Source organism: Curtobacterium sp. PhB130, assembly GCF_003755165.1.
In the GTDB taxonomy this organism is placed as follows: domain Bacteria; phylum Actinomycetota; class Actinomycetes; order Actinomycetales; family Microbacteriaceae; genus Curtobacterium.
Genome location: NZ_RKII01000009.1, coordinates 449,077 through 465,426, shown reverse-complemented (window position 1 = coordinate 465,426; position 16,350 = coordinate 449,077). Strand labels below are relative to the sequence as shown.

Annotated in this window: 11 protein-coding genes and 1 pseudogene; all 12 read left to right on the top strand. The window is 71.2% G+C overall.

Annotation, left to right across the window (positions count from 1 at the left end; translation table 11 throughout):
• Positions 1-61 precede the first annotated feature (61 nt).
• The 12 genes and pseudogenes from EDF24_RS15680 to holA all read left to right on the top strand — a co-directional run bounded on the left by EDF24_RS15680 (position 62) and on the right by holA (position 16,270).
• Positions 62-931, top strand: a complete 870-nt coding sequence (locus EDF24_RS15680; RefSeq protein WP_123653115.1) for an ABC transporter ATP-binding protein — start codon at positions 62-64, stop codon at positions 929-931.
• On the top strand, positions 928-1,650 hold the full coding sequence (locus EDF24_RS15675) for an ABC transporter permease (protein ID WP_123653116.1): 723 nt from the start codon (positions 928-930) through the stop codon (positions 1,648-1,650). Before EDF24_RS15680 ends, EDF24_RS15675 begins: the two co-directional genes overlap by 4 nt.
• Positions 1,647-2,387 (top strand): ABC transporter permease, encoded by a 741-nt coding sequence (locus tag EDF24_RS15670; protein WP_123653117.1) that lies wholly within the window; start codon positions 1,647-1,649, stop codon positions 2,385-2,387. Before EDF24_RS15675 ends, EDF24_RS15670 begins: the two co-directional genes overlap by 4 nt.
• Complete coding sequence (locus tag EDF24_RS15665) at positions 2,384-3,319, top strand: ABC transporter substrate-binding protein (protein ID WP_243698340.1); 936 nt, start codon at positions 2,384-2,386, stop codon at positions 3,317-3,319. Before EDF24_RS15670 ends, EDF24_RS15665 begins: the two co-directional genes overlap by 4 nt.
• 288 nt (positions 3,320-3,607) lie before the next feature.
• Positions 3,608-5,020 carry a cytochrome ubiquinol oxidase subunit I gene (locus EDF24_RS15660; RefSeq protein WP_123653118.1) on the top strand — a complete coding sequence of 471 codons (1,413 nt, stop codon included), beginning with the start codon at positions 3,608-3,610 and terminating at the stop codon, positions 5,018-5,020.
• Positions 5,020-6,024 (top strand): cytochrome d ubiquinol oxidase subunit II, encoded by a 1,005-nt coding sequence (gene cydB, locus EDF24_RS15655; protein WP_123653119.1) that lies wholly within the window; start codon positions 5,020-5,022, stop codon positions 6,022-6,024. The genes EDF24_RS15660 and cydB overlap by 1 nt, the downstream gene beginning before the upstream one ends.
• A gap of 17 nt (positions 6,025-6,041) precedes the next feature.
• On the top strand, positions 6,042-7,682 hold the full coding sequence (gene cydD / locus EDF24_RS15650; RefSeq protein WP_123704042.1) for a thiol reductant ABC exporter subunit CydD: 1,641 nt from the start codon (positions 6,042-6,044) through the stop codon (positions 7,680-7,682).
• Positions 7,679-9,373: a thiol reductant ABC exporter subunit CydC gene (gene cydC, locus EDF24_RS15645; protein ID WP_123704040.1), complete on the top strand. Its 1,695-nt coding sequence runs from the start codon at positions 7,679-7,681 to the stop codon at positions 9,371-9,373. Before cydD ends, cydC begins: the two co-directional genes overlap by 4 nt.
• Positions 9,374-9,445: 72 nt before the next feature.
• The gene (gene leuS / locus EDF24_RS15640) at positions 9,446-12,007 is read left to right on the top strand and encodes a leucine--tRNA ligase (protein ID WP_395868280.1); all 2,562 of its coding nucleotides are present in this window, start codon (positions 9,446-9,448) and stop codon (positions 12,005-12,007) included.
• Between the two features lie 105 nt (positions 12,008-12,112).
• Positions 12,113-12,826 (top strand): helix-hairpin-helix domain-containing protein, encoded by a 714-nt coding sequence (locus EDF24_RS15635; protein WP_123704038.1) that lies wholly within the window; start codon positions 12,113-12,115, stop codon positions 12,824-12,826.
• Positions 12,823-14,631 (top strand): annotated as a pseudogene (locus tag EDF24_RS19710) (ComEC/Rec2 family competence protein); the annotation flags it as partial. The gene EDF24_RS15635 and the pseudogene EDF24_RS19710, both read left to right, overlap by 4 nt.
• A 619-nt stretch (positions 14,632-15,250) precedes the next feature.
• Complete coding sequence (gene holA, locus EDF24_RS15620) at positions 15,251-16,270, top strand: DNA polymerase III subunit delta (RefSeq protein ID WP_123653124.1); 1,020 nt, start codon at positions 15,251-15,253, stop codon at positions 16,268-16,270.
• The last annotated feature ends 80 nt before the right edge of the window (positions 16,271-16,350 follow it).

The following is a 16,350-nucleotide window of genomic DNA, read 5'->3' as shown; positions in this document are numbered from 1 at the left end:
CTGTCGGTGCTGACGGGTACTCTCACTCGGAGTCGGGCTACCTCCTACCAGAAGGGCACCCATGATCGAGTTCCGCTCGGTGCGCAAGACGTACCCGGACGGCACCAATGCCGTCGAGCGGTTCGACCTCGTCATCCCATCGCGCACCACGACGGTCTTCGTCGGGTCCAGCGGTTGTGGCAAGACGACGTTGCTCCGCATGATCAACCGCATGGTCGACCCCTCGTCGGGTTCCGTGGCGATCGACGGCGAGGACGTCGCGGGGGTCGACCCCGTGAAGCTCCGCCGCAGCATCGGCTACGTGATGCAGAACGCCGGGCTGCTGCCGCACCGCAAGGTCGCGGACAACATCGCCACGGTGCCGCTGCTCACCGGCGTGTCCAAGCAGGACGCACGGGCGCACGCCCTCGAGCTGATGGACACCGTCGGCCTCGACCGTGCCTTCGCCGACCGCTACCCGTCGCAGCTGTCCGGTGGGCAGCAGCAGCGCGTCGGTGTCGCTCGCGGGCTCGCCGTCGACCCGAACATCCTGCTCATGGACGAGCCCTTCGGCGCGGTGGACCCGCTGGTCCGCAACGACCTGCAGGACGAGCTCATCCGGTTGCAGCGTGAACTCGGCAAGACGGTGGTGTTCGTCACCCACGACATCGACGAGGCCTTCAAGCTCGGCGACCAGGTCGTCATCCTGAAGAAGGGCGGCGAGATCGCCCAGCTCGGCACGCCGGCGGAGATCCTCGCGGAGCCCGCCGACGACTTCGTCGCGAACTTCATCGGTGCCGGCCGCGGTCGTCGTGCGCTCCGCGTCGAGCAGACGCCGACCGGGCCGATCGTGGTGGACGGCGACGGCCGTGCCGCTGGTGTGCTCACCGGGCCGGTGCAGGTGGTGGACGCGGCGTCCGCCGTTCCGCAGCCGACCCGGGACACCGCGTGAACTGGGTCACCGGCAACCTCGACACGATCACGTCGAACCTGATCGCGCACGTCTGGTTGTCGGTCCCGCCGATCGTGATCAGCTTCGTGCTGTCGGTCCCGATCGGTCTGCTCGTGAACCGGCTGCGCAAGGGGCGCCGTGGTGCCCGCGCGACCGGCTCGACGATCGTCGTGGTGGCGAGCCTGCTCTACGCGATCCCGTCGTTCCCGCTGTTCCTCGCGCTGCCGCCACTGCTCGGGACGAACATCCTCGACCCGCTCAACGTGGTGATCGCGCTGACGATCTACGGCGTCGCGCTGATGGCCCGCTCGGCCGCGGACGCGCTCGACGCCGTCGACCCCGCCGTCGTCAACGCGGCAGAGGCCATGGGCTACTCGCCCACGCAGCGGTTCTTCCGCGTGGAGCTCCCGCTCGCCGGCCCGGTCCTCCTCGCCGGCATCCGGGTCGTCGCCGTGAGCACGGTGAGCCTCGTCACGGTCGGTGCGCTCCTCGGCATCCCGAACCTCGGCTTCCTGCTCACCGACGGCCTGAAGCGCGGCATCAGCGTCGAGATCCTGACGGGCATCGTCCTGACGATCGTGCTCGCACTCGTCATCGACGCGCTGCTCGTGCTCATCGGACGCATCGTGATGCCCTGGACCCGGGGGAGCGGCCGCGCCGCCCGCAGTGTCCGGCGCCGTGCCGCGGCCGACGTCCGCACCGGGGAGGTCTCCGCGTGAACCTCTTCGCCGGCGCCATCGCCTGGATCTTCGACCCCGCGAACTCGACCGGACCGAACGGCATCCCCGTCCGCCTGGTCGAACACATCTGGATCACCCTGCTCTCCGTCGTCATCGCGTGTGCGATCGCGGTGCCGCTCGGGCTGGTCATCGGCCACACCGGCAAGGGCAAGAGCCTGGCCGTCGGGTTCTCCGGCGGTGTCCGCGCGCTCCCGACCCTCGGCCTCCTGACGATCCTCGCCCTGTGGATCGGCCTCGGCATCCAGGCGCCGCTGATCTCCCTCGTGATCCTCGCGATCCCCTCGATCCTGGCCGGCACGTACTCCGGGCTCGAGGCGATCGACCGTGTGACGATCGACGCCGCACGCGCCCAGGGCATGACGACGTGGCAGCTGCTGACGAAGGTGGAGATCCCGCTCGGGCTCCCGCTCATCGTCGGTGGCATCCGCGCCGCGGTGCTCCAGGTCATCGCCACCGCCACCCTGGCCGCGTACATCAACGCGGGCGGTCTCGGCGGGTACGCGTTCTCCGGGCTCGCGAACCAGGACTACGAAGAGGTCCTCGGCGGTTCGCTCCTGGTGATCGCACTCGCCATCGTCTTCGAGATCGTGTTCGCCGTCCTGCAGCGGCTCGCGGTGCCGGCGGGACTCACCGCCGCCTCCGCGAGTGATGGACGGCGCGACGCTGACAGCTCGGAAAGTCGAGCATCAACCCCCTTGGAAGGAACCCTCCAGTGATCACAGCACGTACCAAGCGCCTCGGCGCGACCATCGCCGTCGCCACCGCGGCAGCGATCGCCCTCGCGGGCTGCTCCTCGGGCGACCCGCTGTCCTCCGGTGGGGGCTCGAGCGACTCGAAGACCATCACCGTCGGCTCGCAGGCCTACCCGTCGAACGAGATCATCGCGGAGCTCTACGCGCAGGAGCTCGAGCACGCCGGCTTCGACGTCACGAAGAAGCTCAACATCGGTCAGCGCAAGGCCTACTGGCCCGAGGTCGCCAAGGGGAACATCGACGTCTTCCCCGAGTACAACGGCAACCTGCTGAACTACCTGCTCCAGACCGACAAGAAGGACACCACGACGGAGACCACGACGGACGGCATCAACGCCGCCCTGAAGGACGAGCTCCCCTCCGGTGTCAAGGCGCTCACCTCGGCCGCCGCGTCCGACTCGGACACCTACACGGTGACCCAGGACCTCGCGGACAAGTACGACCTCAAGTCGATCGCCGACCTGTCCAAGATCGGCGGGACCATCTCGATCGCCGCGAACCCCGAGTTCGCGACGGCCGCGTACGGTCCGACCGGCCTCAAGGCCAAGTACGGCATCACCGCCGAGGTCAACCAGCAGAACGACTCCGGTGGCCCGCTGACGGTCAAGGCGATCAAGGACGGCGACTCGCAGGTCGCGGACATCTACTCGGCCAGCGCGTCGATCGCGACCGAGAAGCTCGTCACCCTCGAGGACCCGAAGAGCCTCGTCCCGGTGAACAACGTCACGCCGATCGTGTCCTCGAAGCTGTCGTCCAAGGCGACCGCGGCGATCGACAAGGTCAACAAGGTGCTGACCACCGAGGCGCTCATCGAGCTGGACCGTCAGAACTCCGTGGACCAGAAGTCCGCGGCGTCGGTCGCGAAGGCGTTCCTCCAGAAGCAGGGCCTGCTGTAAGCACCCCGCTGCAGAAATAAACGACAGGTGTCGGGCGCTCGCCCGGCACCTGTCGTCGTTCGTGGGAGCGCGCGGGAACGAGTGTCCGAGCACAGAAGTTCCGCACGGTTGTGCCGTGCACGCCTGCTGCACGTTCGTGCAGACGGCAGTTCTACAAGTTGTCGAAACGACCGTCCTGCCGGTAGCGTGGGGGTGTCCCAACGGTTGTGACACACCAGAAGTAGCCCTTCCACAGGAAGCAACTGACGTGCACCAGCAGCGCGCGGCGTTCCCGATCGGTTCCGCCGCATGAACGACATCCTCGATCCCCTGATCCTGTCGCGGTGGCAGTTCGGTCTGACGACGATCTACCACTTCCTCTTCGTCCCGCTGACGATCGGCATGGCCGTCGTCGTCGCGACGTTCCAGACCGCCTGGTACCGGACCGGCCGCGCGCACTACCTGCAGCTCACCCGGTTCTTCGGTCGGATCTTCCTGATCAACTTCGCGATGGGTGTCGTCACCGGCATCGTGCAGGAGTTCCAGTTCGGGATGAACTGGTCGAACTACTCCCGGTTCGTCGGTGACGTGTTCGGCGCTCCGCTCGCGCTCGAGGGCATCCTCGCCTTCTTCTTCGAGGCGGCGTTCATCGGGGTGTGGATCTTCGGTTGGGACCGCCTGCCGAAGGGCGTGCACCTCGCGAGCATGTGGTGCGTCAGCGCCGGCACGATCATGTCGGCGTACTTCATCATCGCGGCGAACGCGTTCATGCAGCACCCGGTCGGCTACGTCATCAACGAGGCCAAGGGCCGTGCGGAACTCACCGACATCTGGGCCGTCCTGACGAACAAGGTCGCGCTGGCGGCGTTCCCGCACACGCTGTTCGCCTGCTTCATGGTGGCTGCCGGCGTGATCATCTCCGTCGCGGCCTACCACCTGGCGCGCAACCAGAACCTCGAGACGATGATGCCGGCGCTGAAGTTCGGCCTGTGGACGATGGTCGCGGCCGGGGCGCTCACGGTGCTCACCGGCGACCAGCTCGGCCTGACGATGGTCGACACGCAGCCGATGAAGATGGCCGCCGCGGAAGCGCTGTACAACACCGCGACCGGCAAGGACGCCTCGTTCTCGATCTTCACGCTCGGCACGCCGGACGGGGTGCACGAGCTCTTCTCGATCCGCGTGCCCTACCTGCTCTCCTTCCTCTCCACCCACACCTTCACCGGCACCGTCGAGGGCATCAACAACCTCCAGGCCGAGTACACGCAGGTGTACGGCCCCGGCGACTACAAGCCGATCATCTGGGTGACCTACTGGTCCTTCCGCTGGATGATCGCCCTCGGCGTCGGCGCCGTGATGGTCTCGCTCGCCGGCCTCTGGCTGACCCGCAAGGGCCGTTTCCCGCGCCAGCGCTGGGTGTGGCGGATCGCGACGTGGGCCGTGCCGCTGCCGATGGCGGCGATGATCGTCGGCTGGATCTTCACCGAGATGGGCCGGCAACCGTGGCTCGTGTTCGGGTTGCTGAAGACCGCGGACGGGGTCTCGCCGAACGTCACGGGGCTCGAGGTCCTCATCTCGCTGGTCGTCTTCACGCTGATCTACGGGTCGCTCGCGGTGGTGGAGTTCCGGCTGATCAAGAAGGTCGCGCAAGAGGGCCCTGCCGCTCCGGCAGCGGTCGACGAGGAGACCGGTGAGGTCAAGCACGAAGTGACGGTCTACTGATGGATCTCCCCGTTCTCTGGTTCGCCATCGTCGGCCTGTTCTTCGTCGGCTACTTCGTCCTCGACGGCTTCGACTTCGGCGTCGGCATGGCGCTGCCGTTCCTCGGCAAGGACGACACCGACCGGCGCGTGATGATCAACACGATCGGCCCGGTCTGGGACCTCAACGAGACCTGGGTCATCGTCGCCGGCGCCTGCCTGTTCGCAGCGTTCCCGGAGTGGTACGCCACGATGTTCTCCGGCTTCTACCTGGCGCTGCTGCTCATCCTGGCGGCGCTGATCGCCCGCGGCGTCTCGTTCGAGTACCGGCACCAGAACAAGCAGCTGCAGTGGAAGCGCTCGTTCGACCTGATGATCATCGTCGGCAGCGCGGTGCCGTCGTTCCTCTGGGGCGTCGCGTTCGGCAACGTGGTCCGCGGCATCCCGATGGACTCCGGCCACAACTACACGGGCACGCTGTTCGACCTGCTGAACCCGTTCGCGCTGCTGACCGGCCTCGCCACGCTGCTGGTGTTCTTCACGCACGGTGTCGTCTTCATCGCGCTGAAGACCGAGGGGGACATCCGGGTGCGGGCGAAGCGCCTGGCGACCCGCGCGGGCATCGTGACGATCGTCGTCGCCGCCGCGTTCCTGGTGTCGATGGCCTTCGTCCGGGCGACCCCGACGTCACTCGTCCTGTCGGTCGTCGCCGCGCTGGCGCTCGTCCTCGCCGTGCTCTGCAACGCGTGGGGCCGGGAGGGCCGGGCGTTCACGCTCATGGCCGTGACGATCGCCGCCGTGGTGCTCGCGATGTTCACCGCGGTCTTCCCGGACGTGATGCCCGCGACGAACGACGCGGCGAACAGCCTGAACGTGTACAACGCCTCGAGTGGGACGTACACGCTGACGGTGATGAGCTGGGTGGCGTTGATCTTCGTGCCGCTCGTGCTCGCCTACCAGGCGTTCACGTACTGGGTGTTCCGCAAGCGCGTCACGCGGGCCCAGGTCACCGCGGCAGTGCACTGAGACCAGGAGGCACCACGATGAAGCCGCTCGACCCGCGCCTGCTCCGCCTGTCGCGGTCCGCGCGCGGCTCCATCGCCGCCGCGGCCGGCACCGGCGTCCTCCGCACGATCGCCACCATCGGGATCGCGTGGGGGATCGCCGCCGCCGTGACCCAGGTCATCGACGCGCGGGGCGGGATGCCGGACACGTTCGTCCCGACGCTCGCACTGCTCGGCGCGGCGTTCGCGCTCCGGGCCGTCGCGGCCTGGGCCACGGACGACCTCGCCGCCCGGGCCGCCGCGACGGTGAAGAGCGAGATGCGCTCCACGGTGCTGGCGCGGGCCGCCGAGCGGGGTCCGGCGTGGCTCGCGGAACGGTCCAGCGCGGGGTTCGCGACCACGCTCGGGCCGGGGCTCGACGCCCTCGACGCGTACTTCGGCCGGTACCTGCCGCAGCTCGCGCTCACCGCGATCGCGACACCGGTGCTCCTCGTCGCGATCGGATTCGGCGACCTGACCAGCGGGCTGATCATCCTCTGCGCGCTGCCGGTCATCCCGGTGTTCATGATCTTGATCGGCATGGCCACGCAGTCGCTGCAGCAGCGCCAGTCCGACGCGCTCGCCCGGCTCGGCGGCGCCTTCCTCGAGGCGGTCGAGGGCCTCGCGACGCTCAAGGTGTTCGGGCGGGCCCGACGCCAGGTCGGCCGCATCGGCACCGTCACCGACGAGTACCGCCGCGGGACGCTCGGGGTCCTCCGCCTCTCCTTCATGAGCGGGTTCGCCCTCGAACTCGCCGCCAGCCTCTCCGTCGCCCTGGTCGCGGTGTCGATCGGCATCCGGCTCGTGGACGGGTCGCTCGGGCTCGGCGCGGCGATGTTCGTCCTGGTCCTCGCCCCGGAGGCGTTCGCGCCCCTCCGCCAGGTCGGCGCGGACTTCCACGCGGCCCAGGACGGCGTCGAGGCGTCCAGCGCGGTGCTCGACGTCCTCGCCGACGACCGCACGCCCGCCGTCCGGCCGGAGACGGCACCGGCCGCGACCGACCTCGTGCTCCGCGGCGTCACGGTGCGCCGACCCGACGTGGTGATCGGTCCCGTGGACCTCGACGCGCGTCCGGGCACCGTCGTGGTGCTCGCCGGCCCGAGCGGTTCCGGCAAGTCGAGCCTCATCGCCGCGATCCGCGGGGTGCTGCCGCACGACGGCGCGATCACCGTGCCCGGGGCCGCGGGGACGACGCGGGCGGACCGCATCGCGTGGGCCGACCAGCGGCCCCGACTCGTCCGCGGGACCATCGCGGAGAACGTCGCGCTCAGCGCGACCCCCGTGCCGTCGACGGTCGCGTCCGCCCTGGGCGAGGCGGGGCTGGGACTCGACCCGGGCCTCCAGGTCGGTGCCGGCGGGACCGGTCTGTCGGGCGGCCAGGCGCAACGCGTCGCCGTCGCCCGCGCCCTGTACCGGCACACCCGGGCCGACACGCGGCTCGTCCTGCTCGACGAACCGACGTCGGCGCTCGACGCCGACGCCGAGGCGCACGTCGTCGCCGCGATCCGTCGACTCGCCGACGACGGCGCGGTCGTCGTCGTCGCCAGCCACCGACCGGCGGTCGTCGCGGCCGCCGACCTCCTGGTCGCCATCGGCGACACCGGATCCGTCACGACGCACGTCGCGGGAGCACACGCATGAGCAGCACCGACCTGGAGGCCCGTGACGGCTCCGTCCTGCGCCTCGCGATGCCGCGTGGGCCCGGTTGGGGGCGTGCGGTCACCGCCGGCGCGCTCAGTGCGCTGTGCGCGGTCGCGCTGCTCGCCGCGAGCGGCTACCTGATCACGCGCGCGGCGGAGCACCCGCCGATCCTGTACCTGACGCTCGTGATGGTCGGCGTCCGGGCGTTCGCGCTCGGGCGGGCCGCGCTCCGGTACGTGGACCGCCTCGCCGGGCACGATGCCTCGTTCCGGCAGCTCGCCGTGGTGCGGACGGAGATGTACCGACGGCTGGCCTCGATCGCGCCGGCGGGGCTCGGGGCCACCGGTCGCGGCGACCTGATGACCCGGCTCGTCACCGACACGGACCGGCTGCAGGACCTGCCGATCCGGGTGGTCGGTCCGCTCGTGTCCGCGGGTGTGGCCGCCGTGGCCTCCGTCGTCGCGGTCGCCCTGGTGTCGCTGCCGGCCGCCCTCGTGCTGTTCCTCGCGCTCGTCGTGGCCGCCGTGCTCGGGTCCGTCGTCACCGCCGCGATCGCCCGGCGGAGCGACGAGACCACCGCCGCCGAACGGGGCCGGGTCGCCGACCTGGTGCTCGACACCGTCCGCACGCTCGACGTGTTCGCCGCCTACGGCACCCTCGACGAGCGGCTGGCGCACATCGCGACGCTCGACGACCGGGTGACCCGCGCGGTGCGACGTCGGGCCACGGTCGAGGCGCTCGTCGGCGCGCTCGTCGGGCTCGTCGGCGGTGCCGCCGTGATCGGGATCCTGGCGGTCGGCGCACCCGCGGTCGTCACGGGGGCGCTCGACGGGCCGCTCTGGGCGCTGGCCGTGTTCGTGCCGCTCGCCCTGTTCGAGGTCGTCGGCGGCGTGCCCCTCGCGGTGCTGACGTTCCGGCGGGTCCGGGCAGCGGCCGACCGCGTCGAGCAGGTCGTGCCCGAGACGCTGCCGGCGGGCATCGTGCCCGAGCCGGACGCCGACGCCCCGGCGTCCGACCTCGTCGTGGACGGGCCGGTCACCGTCGCCGTCGCGGGGATGACCGTCCGGTGGCCCGGATCGGCGGTGCCCGCGGTGGACGACGTGTCGTTCGCGCTGGCCCCCGGCGAGGTCGTCGTGATCGCGGGGCCGAGCGGCGCCGGCAAGTCGACGCTCGTGGACGCGCTCGTGCGGTTCGTCGACCACGAGGGCAGCTACACGCTCGACGGCGTCGAGGCGCGGTCGATGCACCCGGACGCCGTGCGCGCCCGGGTCGGGCTCATCGAGCAGGACCCCTTCGTGTTCGACCAGTCGATCCGGCAGAACCTGCTCTTCGCCCGGGACACCGCGACCGACGACGAGCTCCTCACGGTGCTCGAGCGCGTCGGGCTCGGGTCGTGGGTGGCGCGCCGCGGTGGGCTCGACGCGGGCGTGGGGGAGCGTGGCGCGCTCGTGTCCGGCGGGCAGGCGCACCGACTGGCGCTGGCCCGGGCGCTCCTGCACGCGTTCCCGGTGCTGGTGCTCGACGAGCCGACGGCCGACATCGACCCGGACCTCGGCGAGTCGGTGCTCCGGGACCTCGTCGGGACCGCGCGGGCCGCAGGCAACACCGTCGTGGTCGTGTCGCACGTGCCGGTGCCGCCGGACCTGGTCACCAGGACCCTCCGGATGCGGGACGGCCGCCTGGTGGCGTGAGCCGCACGCCCTGGGCGCATATCCTTGATGACCGGAGCACGTCCGACGGACGTTCCCCGCGCCTCCAGACCGATTGAGAGTTCCGTGACCATCGAGCAGCCCGTCGAGGACCCGCACGCCTACGACTTCCGTCGTATCCAGGACAAGTGGCAGAGCCGCTGGGAAGAGCTCGGCCTCTTCACCATCGACCCCGAGGACCGCCGTCCGCGGAAGTACATCCTCGAGATGTTCCCGTACCCCTCCGGCGACCTGCACATGGGCCACGCCGAGAACTGGGCGCTCGGGGACTTCGTCGCGCGCTACTGGCGGCAGCAGGGCTTCAACGTGCTGCACCCGATCGGCTGGGACTCGTTCGGGCTGCCCGCCGAGAACGCGGCGATCAAGCGCGGCGTGGACCCGAAGGACTGGACCTACGCGAACATCGCGCAGCAGAAGGCCTCGTTCAAGCGGTACGCGCCGTCCTTCGACTGGACGACCGAGATCCACACCTCGGACCCCGAGTACTACAAGTGGAACCAGTGGCTGTTCCTCAAGATGTACGAGAAGGGCCTGGCGTACCGCAAGGACAGCTGGGTCAACTGGGACCCGGTGGACCAGACCGTGCTCGCCAACGAGCAGGTCCTGCCCGACGGCACCTCGGACCGCTCCGGTGCCGTCGTCGTCAAGAAGAAGCTGACGCAGTGGTACTTCAAGATCACCGACTACGCGGACCGGCTGCTCGACGACCTCAACCAGCTCGAGGGCCGGTGGCCGTCGAAGGTCCTCGCCATGCAGCGCAACTGGATCGGCCGCTCGGTCGGTGCGGACGTCGACTTCGTGATCGAGGGCCACGACGAGCCCGTGACCGTGTTCACCACGCGCCCGGACACCATCCACGGTGTGACGTTCCTGGTCGTCGCGCCGGACTCCGACCTCGCCGCCGCCCTGGTCGCTCCCGCGTCGCCGTCCGTCCGCTCCGCGTTCGAGGACTACCTGACCGCGACGCAGAAGACCTCGGAGATCGACCGGCAGAACGCCGACCGCCCGAAGACCGGCGTGCCGCTCGACCGGTTCGCGATCCACCCCCTCACCGGTGAGCGCCTGCCGATCTGGGCCGCCGACTACGTGCTCGCCGACTACGGCCACGGCGCGGTCATGGCCGTGCCGGCGCACGACCAGCGCGACCTCGACTTCGCGCGCGCGTTCGACCTGCCGGTGAAGGTCGTCGTGGACACGAACGCCGCCGTCACCGGGGCGATCCCCGTGATCACACCCGACATGTCGCTGGCCGATCTGCCGTCGCTCGACCCGGCGACGACCGGTGAAGCGCTGACGGGCCAGGGCCGGATGATGAACTCCGGGCCGCTCGACGGGATGTCGAAGCAGCACGCGATCACCGCCGCCATCAAGCTCCTCGAGGAGCGCGGCACCGGCCGTGCCGCCAAGACGTACCGCCTCCGCGACTGGCTGATCTCCCGCCAGCGCTTCTGGGGCACCCCGATCCCGATCATCCACGGTGCCGACGGCACCGAGCACCCGGTGCCGCTCGACCAGCTGCCCGTCGTGCTGCCTTCGACCGAGGGCCTCGACCTGAAGCCGAAGGGCACCTCGCCGCTCGGCGGGGCGACCGACTGGGTGAACGTGCCGAACCCCGTCGACGGCACACCCGCGAAGCGTGACGCCGACACCATGGACACGTTCGTGGACTCGTCCTGGTACTTCCTGCGCTTCCTGTCGCCGAACGACGACACCAAGGCGTTCGACCCCGAGATGGCGCGCAAGTGGGCGCCCGTCGACCAGTACGTCGGCGGCGTCGAGCACGCGATCCTGCACCTGCTCTACGCCCGGTTCGTCACGAAGGTCCTGTTCGACCTCGGCTACCTCGACTTCACCGAGCCGTTCTCGGCGCTGCTCAACCAGGGCATGGTGCTCTCCGGCGGCTCGAAGATGTCGAAGTCCAAGGGCGGCGTCTCCCTCGGCGACGAGCTCGACGCGCACGGCGTCGACGCGATCCGCATGGTGATGGGCTTCGCCGGCCCGCCCGAGGACGACATCAACTGGGAGGACGTCTCCCCGGCGGCCTCCGCCCGCTTCCTCGCCCGCGCCTACCGCCTGGCGACCGACGTCACCTCGACACCGGACGCCGTGTGGGCCGAGGGCGACCGGGCGCTCCGCCAGGTCACCCACCGGTTCCTGGCCGACGCGCCGGGGATGATGGAGTCGTTCAAGTTCAACGTCGTGATCGCACGGCTCATGGACCTGGTGAACGTCACCCGCAAGGCGATCGACAACGGCCCCGGTGCCGGCGACCCCGCCGTCCGCGAAGCCGTCGAGACCATCGCCCTCGGGCTCAGCGTCTTCGCGCCGTACACCGGCGAGGAGATGTGGGAGCGCCTCGGGTACACGTCCTCGGTGGCGACGTACGGGTGGCGGAAGGCCGACCCGACGCTGCTGGTGCAGGAGACCCTCACCGCGGTGGTGCAGGTCAACGGCAAGGTGCGTGACTCGTTCGAGGTCTCGAAGTCCATCGAGGCGGACGAGCTCGAGCGGCTCGCCCGCGGCTCGGCGAACGTGCAGCGGTACATCGGGGAGCGGGAGATCGTGAAGGTGATCGTCCGTGCGCCGAAGCTCGTGAACATCGCCATCAAGGGGTAGCGGGCTCCTCCGGTTCTTCCTGCACAGGCGGAACTTACAGCTCGCTGTCCACAGTGTCTCGTCGCGGAGCCCGGCCGAACGGTCGTGCTCCGTAGCGTTTCCGCCATGTCCCGGTTCACCCTGACGCCCCGTGCGGCGCTCGTGCTCGCTGCGATCGTCGTCGCGGTGGCGCTGGTCGTGATCGTGCTCGGCGCGCGGGGTGGGGGTGCGGGCGGGACGGTGTCGGTGGACGGTGCGTCCGCGGTCCCTGCTGACGGTGCGCCTGGTCCTGGTGTGCCAGCTTCCGGTGGTCCTGGTCCTGGTCCTGGTGGTTCTGCTTCTGCGTCGTCCTCTGCGGGGGCGGTCGTCGTGGTGCACGTGCTCGGGGCCGTGGGGCGGGCGGGGGTCGTCTCGCTCCCTGCGGGGAGTCGGGTCACCGACGCCCTCTCCGCGGCGGGGGAAGCCGCTGACGATGCCGACCTTGCACGGCTGAACCTCGCGCGGCTCGTCGTCGACGGGGAGCGCCTCTACGTGCCGAAGGTGGGGGAGACCGAGCTGCCCGCGGCGCTGGACGCGGCTGGTGGCGGCGGTGCTGGTGGTTCATCGGCCGGTGTCCCGGGTGCGGGCTCAGGTGCGGGTGCGCCGTCGGACCTGATCGACCTGAACACGGCGGACCAGACCGCGCTCGAGACCCTGCCGGGCATCGGGCCGGCCCTGGCCGGGCGCATCCTGGCGTGGCGTGACGAACACGGGCGGTTCGCCGCGGTCGAGGACCTGCTCGACGTCGCGGGCATCGGGGACGTCCGGTTCGCCGAGCTGCAGGACCGGGTGCGGGTGTGAACGTCGCGCCGGTCCGGACCGACCTGCGCATCGCTGTGCCGGCTGCCGTCGCGTGGGTCGCGGCGGCGGTGCTCGTCGGGGTGCCGGACCGGGGTTGGTGGGTTGCCGGTGGGGCGGGCTGCGTGGTCCTCGTGGGGCTGGTCGTCGTGTGTACGGGTGCCGGGCGTTCGGGTGTCGGGCGTTCGTCGGTGGTGCTCCGCGTCGCTGCTGCGTTCGTGGTCACGTCGGCGGCCTTCGTCGGGGTGGTCGGGGTCGCGGTGGCCGTCGCGGAGCCGGGTCGTTCGCCGGCGTCGCTCACCGCCGTCCTCGGCCGGACGGTACGGGTCGAGGCGGTGCTCGATCGTGACCTCGGCGCCGGGGACCGGTCCGTGGTCGGGACGCTGTCGGCGGTCGACGGGGTCGACGGGGTCGATGAGGTCCTCGGTGCCCGTGGCCGTTCCGGGCTCGACGTGCCGGTCCGGCTCGTCCCGTCGCGGGACACCGACGCGCCGTCCGTGCTCGGTGCCGGAACGCGGGTGTCCGGCTCCGGGGTGCTCGAAGCGGACGGACCGGGATCGGCCACCGCGTTCGTCGTGTTCCTCCGCGGCACCCCGGCCACGTCGCCACCGACCGGGTTCCTCGCCGAGACGAACACCGCGCGGTCGGCGTTCGCTGACGTGACCTCGCAGCTGCCGCAGCCGGGCGGGTCACTGCTCCGCGGTCTCGCGATCGGGGACCGGAGCGGGCTCGACCCGGCGACGGAGACCGCGATGGAGACCAGTGCGCTCACCCACCTCACCGCCGTCTCGGGATCGAACTGCGCGGTGATCGTCGCGCTCGTCGTCGTGCTCGGGAAGGCGGCCGGGCTCGGGCGGCTGGCGCGAGCTGCGTGTGCGGTCACCCTGCTGCTCGGGTTCGTCGTGCTGGTGCGTCCGGACCCGTCGATCCTCCGGGCGACCGTGATGGCCGTCGTCGTCCTGGTCGTGCACCTCGCGGGGCGTCCGGTGCGGGGCGTCCCGCTGATCTGCCTCGCCGTGCTCGGGATGCTCGTCGTCGACCCCTGGTTCTCGCGTTCCTTCGCGTTCGGGTTGTCGGTCCTCGCCACGAGCGGCATCGTCGTGCTCGGACCGCCCCTGACCGCGGTGCTGGCCCGACGGTGCTGGACGCCGGTCGCCGCCGCGCTGGCCGTGCCGATCGCCGCGCAGGTGGCGTGCTGGCCGCTGACGATCCCACTCTCCGCCGCGCTCCCGACGTATGCGGTGCCCGCGAACCTCGTCACCGAGCCGCTCGCGCCGGTGGTCACCGTGCTCGGGCTCGGCGCGTGCCTGCTCGCACCCGTGTGGCCGGCGGGAGCGGCGGTCGTCGCGGCAGTCGCCTGGGCGCCGGCCGCGGCCATCGGTGCCGTCGCGCACGGTGCCGCTGCACTGCCGTTCGCCGCGGTGCCGTGGCCCACCGGGCTGCTCGGCGTCGGAGCGGCCGCGACGGTCAGCTCGGGGCTCGTCGCCGCGGTGCTCGTACCCGCAGCACTCCGGACGCGGGTGCTGCTGATCGCGGCGGTGGTCGGGGTGATCGGCATCGCGTCGACGCTCGTCCCGCGGGCGATCGTCCGGGCCGGGCTCCCCGGCGACTGGGCGATCGCGGCGTGCGACGTCGGCCAGGGGGACGCGGTCCTCATCCGCAACGGGGCGAGCACCGCGTTGGTGGACGTCGGGGACGACCCGGAGCGACTGCGCGCGTGCCTGGACCTGCTCGGCGTCGACCGGATCGACCTACTCGTGCTGACGCACTTCGACCGCGACCACGTCGGCGCCGTGGACGAGGTCGCGGCCGACGTCGACATCGCGCTGACCGGGTCGACCGGACGACCGGCGGACGATGCCGTCGTCCGTGACCTGCAGCGGGCCGGAGTGGACGTGCGACGGGGCGACGACGGCGTCGCAGGGATGCTCGGTGCCCTCCCGTGGAGCGTGCTCTGGCCGCGGGCGAGCGACTCCGCGAGCGGCAACGACGCGAGCATCGTGCTCGCGGTCGGCCCCTCGGCACCGTCGTGCACGTCGTGCCTGTCGGGCGTGTTCCTCGGGGACCTCGACGCCACCGCGCAGCGCCGGCTGCGGGGGAGTGCCGGCATCGAACCGGTCGACGTCGTCAAGGTGTCGCACCACGGTTCGGCGGACCAGGACCCGGTGCTCTACCGGGAGCTCGCGGCGCCGGTCGGGCTGATCGGCGTCGGCGCGGACAACACCTACGGACACCCCACCGACCGGGCGCTGTCGATGCTGGCGGCAGCGGGGACGACACCCTTCCGTACCGATCTGCAGGGCACCGTCGTGGTGCGCCGCGGGACCGAGGGGCCAGAGGTGTGGACCGAGCGGGCGTCCGCCGACCCCGTGCCGTCCGCGTCGGGGGTGGCCCGTAGACTCGGAGCCGCACCATCGGAAGGAACGCATGCCCGCCAAGAAGCCCGCGCGCGCCGCCGCGAAGATCGACCAGGTCCCGTGGTCGGGCATCCGTCCCGCGCCCGTGATCCTCGTGACCGGGCCGGAGACGTTCCTCGCAGAGCGGGCGACCGGCATGCTGCGCGACCTGCTGGTCGGCGAGGACCCTGCGCTCGAGGTCCACGACCTCGAAGCGGACCAGTACGCCCCCGGCCTCCTCGCCACCCTCGCGAGCCCGTCCCTGTTCGGCGAACCCCGGCTCGTGCGGGTGACCAACGTCGAGAAGTGCACGGACGCCTTCATCACCGAGACGATCTCCTACCTCGGCAACCCCGCCGACGACGTCACCCTGGTGCTCCGACACGGCGGCGGGGTCCGGGGCAAGAAGCTCCTCGACACGATCCGCAGCGGTGTCGGCGGTGGGATCGAGGTCCAGTGCGACGAGCTCAAGCGGGAGACCGACCGCATCGACTTCGTGAACGCGGAGTTCCGGGCCGCCCGACGGAAGATCGCGCCCTCGGCCGTCCGCACCCTGGTCGCGGCGTTCGCGGACGACCTCGCCGAGCTCGCGGCCGCGTGCCGGCAGCTGCTCGCCGACGAAGCGCAGGAGATCACGGACAAGGTCGTCGACAAGTACTACGGCGGCCGCGTCGAGACCAACGCGTTCAAGGTCGCCGACATCGCGCTCGCGGGCCGGTCGGCCCCGGCGATCGTCGAGCTGCGGCACGCCCTGTCGACGGGTGAAGCGCCCGTGCCGATCGTCGCCGCGTTCGCGAGCAAGATCCGCACGATGGCCAAGGTCAGTGCCTTCCGGGGCTCCAGCGGCCAGGCGGCTTCCGCGCTCGGCATGGCGCCGTGGCAGGTGCAGCGTGCCCAGCGCGACGTCGCCGGGTGGAGCGAGGCCGGCCTCGCGAACGCGATCATCAGCATCGCCGAGGCGGACACCGCGGTGAAGGGTGGCTCGCGCGACGCGCACTACGCGCTCGAGGTCATGGTCCGCACCATCGCCCGTCGCGGCGAGGACCGCTGAGCCGACCCGGTCCTCCCGTCGGCTCGCGCACGCGCGCGCCCGCACGCGCGCGCCCGCCCGTCGCGGCCCGGCGCCCGGCG

Bases quoted from the DNA above. Each gene is read 5' to 3' on its own strand.
- EDF24_RS15680 (WP_123653115.1), top strand. From the start codon at position 62: ATGATCGAGTTCCGCTCGGTGCGCAAGACGTACCCGGACGGCACCAAT.
- EDF24_RS15660 (WP_123653118.1), top strand. From the start codon at position 3,608: ATGAACGACATCCTCGATCCCCTGATCCTGTCGCGGTGGCAGTTCGGT.
- cydB (WP_123653119.1), top strand. From the start codon at position 5,020: ATGGATCTCCCCGTTCTCTGGTTCGCCATCGTCGGCCTGTTCTTCGTC.
- cydD (WP_123704042.1), top strand. From the start codon at position 6,042: ATGAAGCCGCTCGACCCGCGCCTGCTCCGCCTGTCGCGGTCCGCGCGC.
- cydC (WP_123704040.1), top strand. From the start codon at position 7,679: ATGAGCAGCACCGACCTGGAGGCCCGTGACGGCTCCGTCCTGCGCCTC.
- EDF24_RS15635 (WP_123704038.1), top strand. From the start codon at position 12,113: ATGTCCCGGTTCACCCTGACGCCCCGTGCGGCGCTCGTGCTCGCTGCG.
- holA (WP_123653124.1), top strand. From the start codon at position 15,251: ATGCCCGCCAAGAAGCCCGCGCGCGCCGCCGCGAAGATCGACCAGGTC.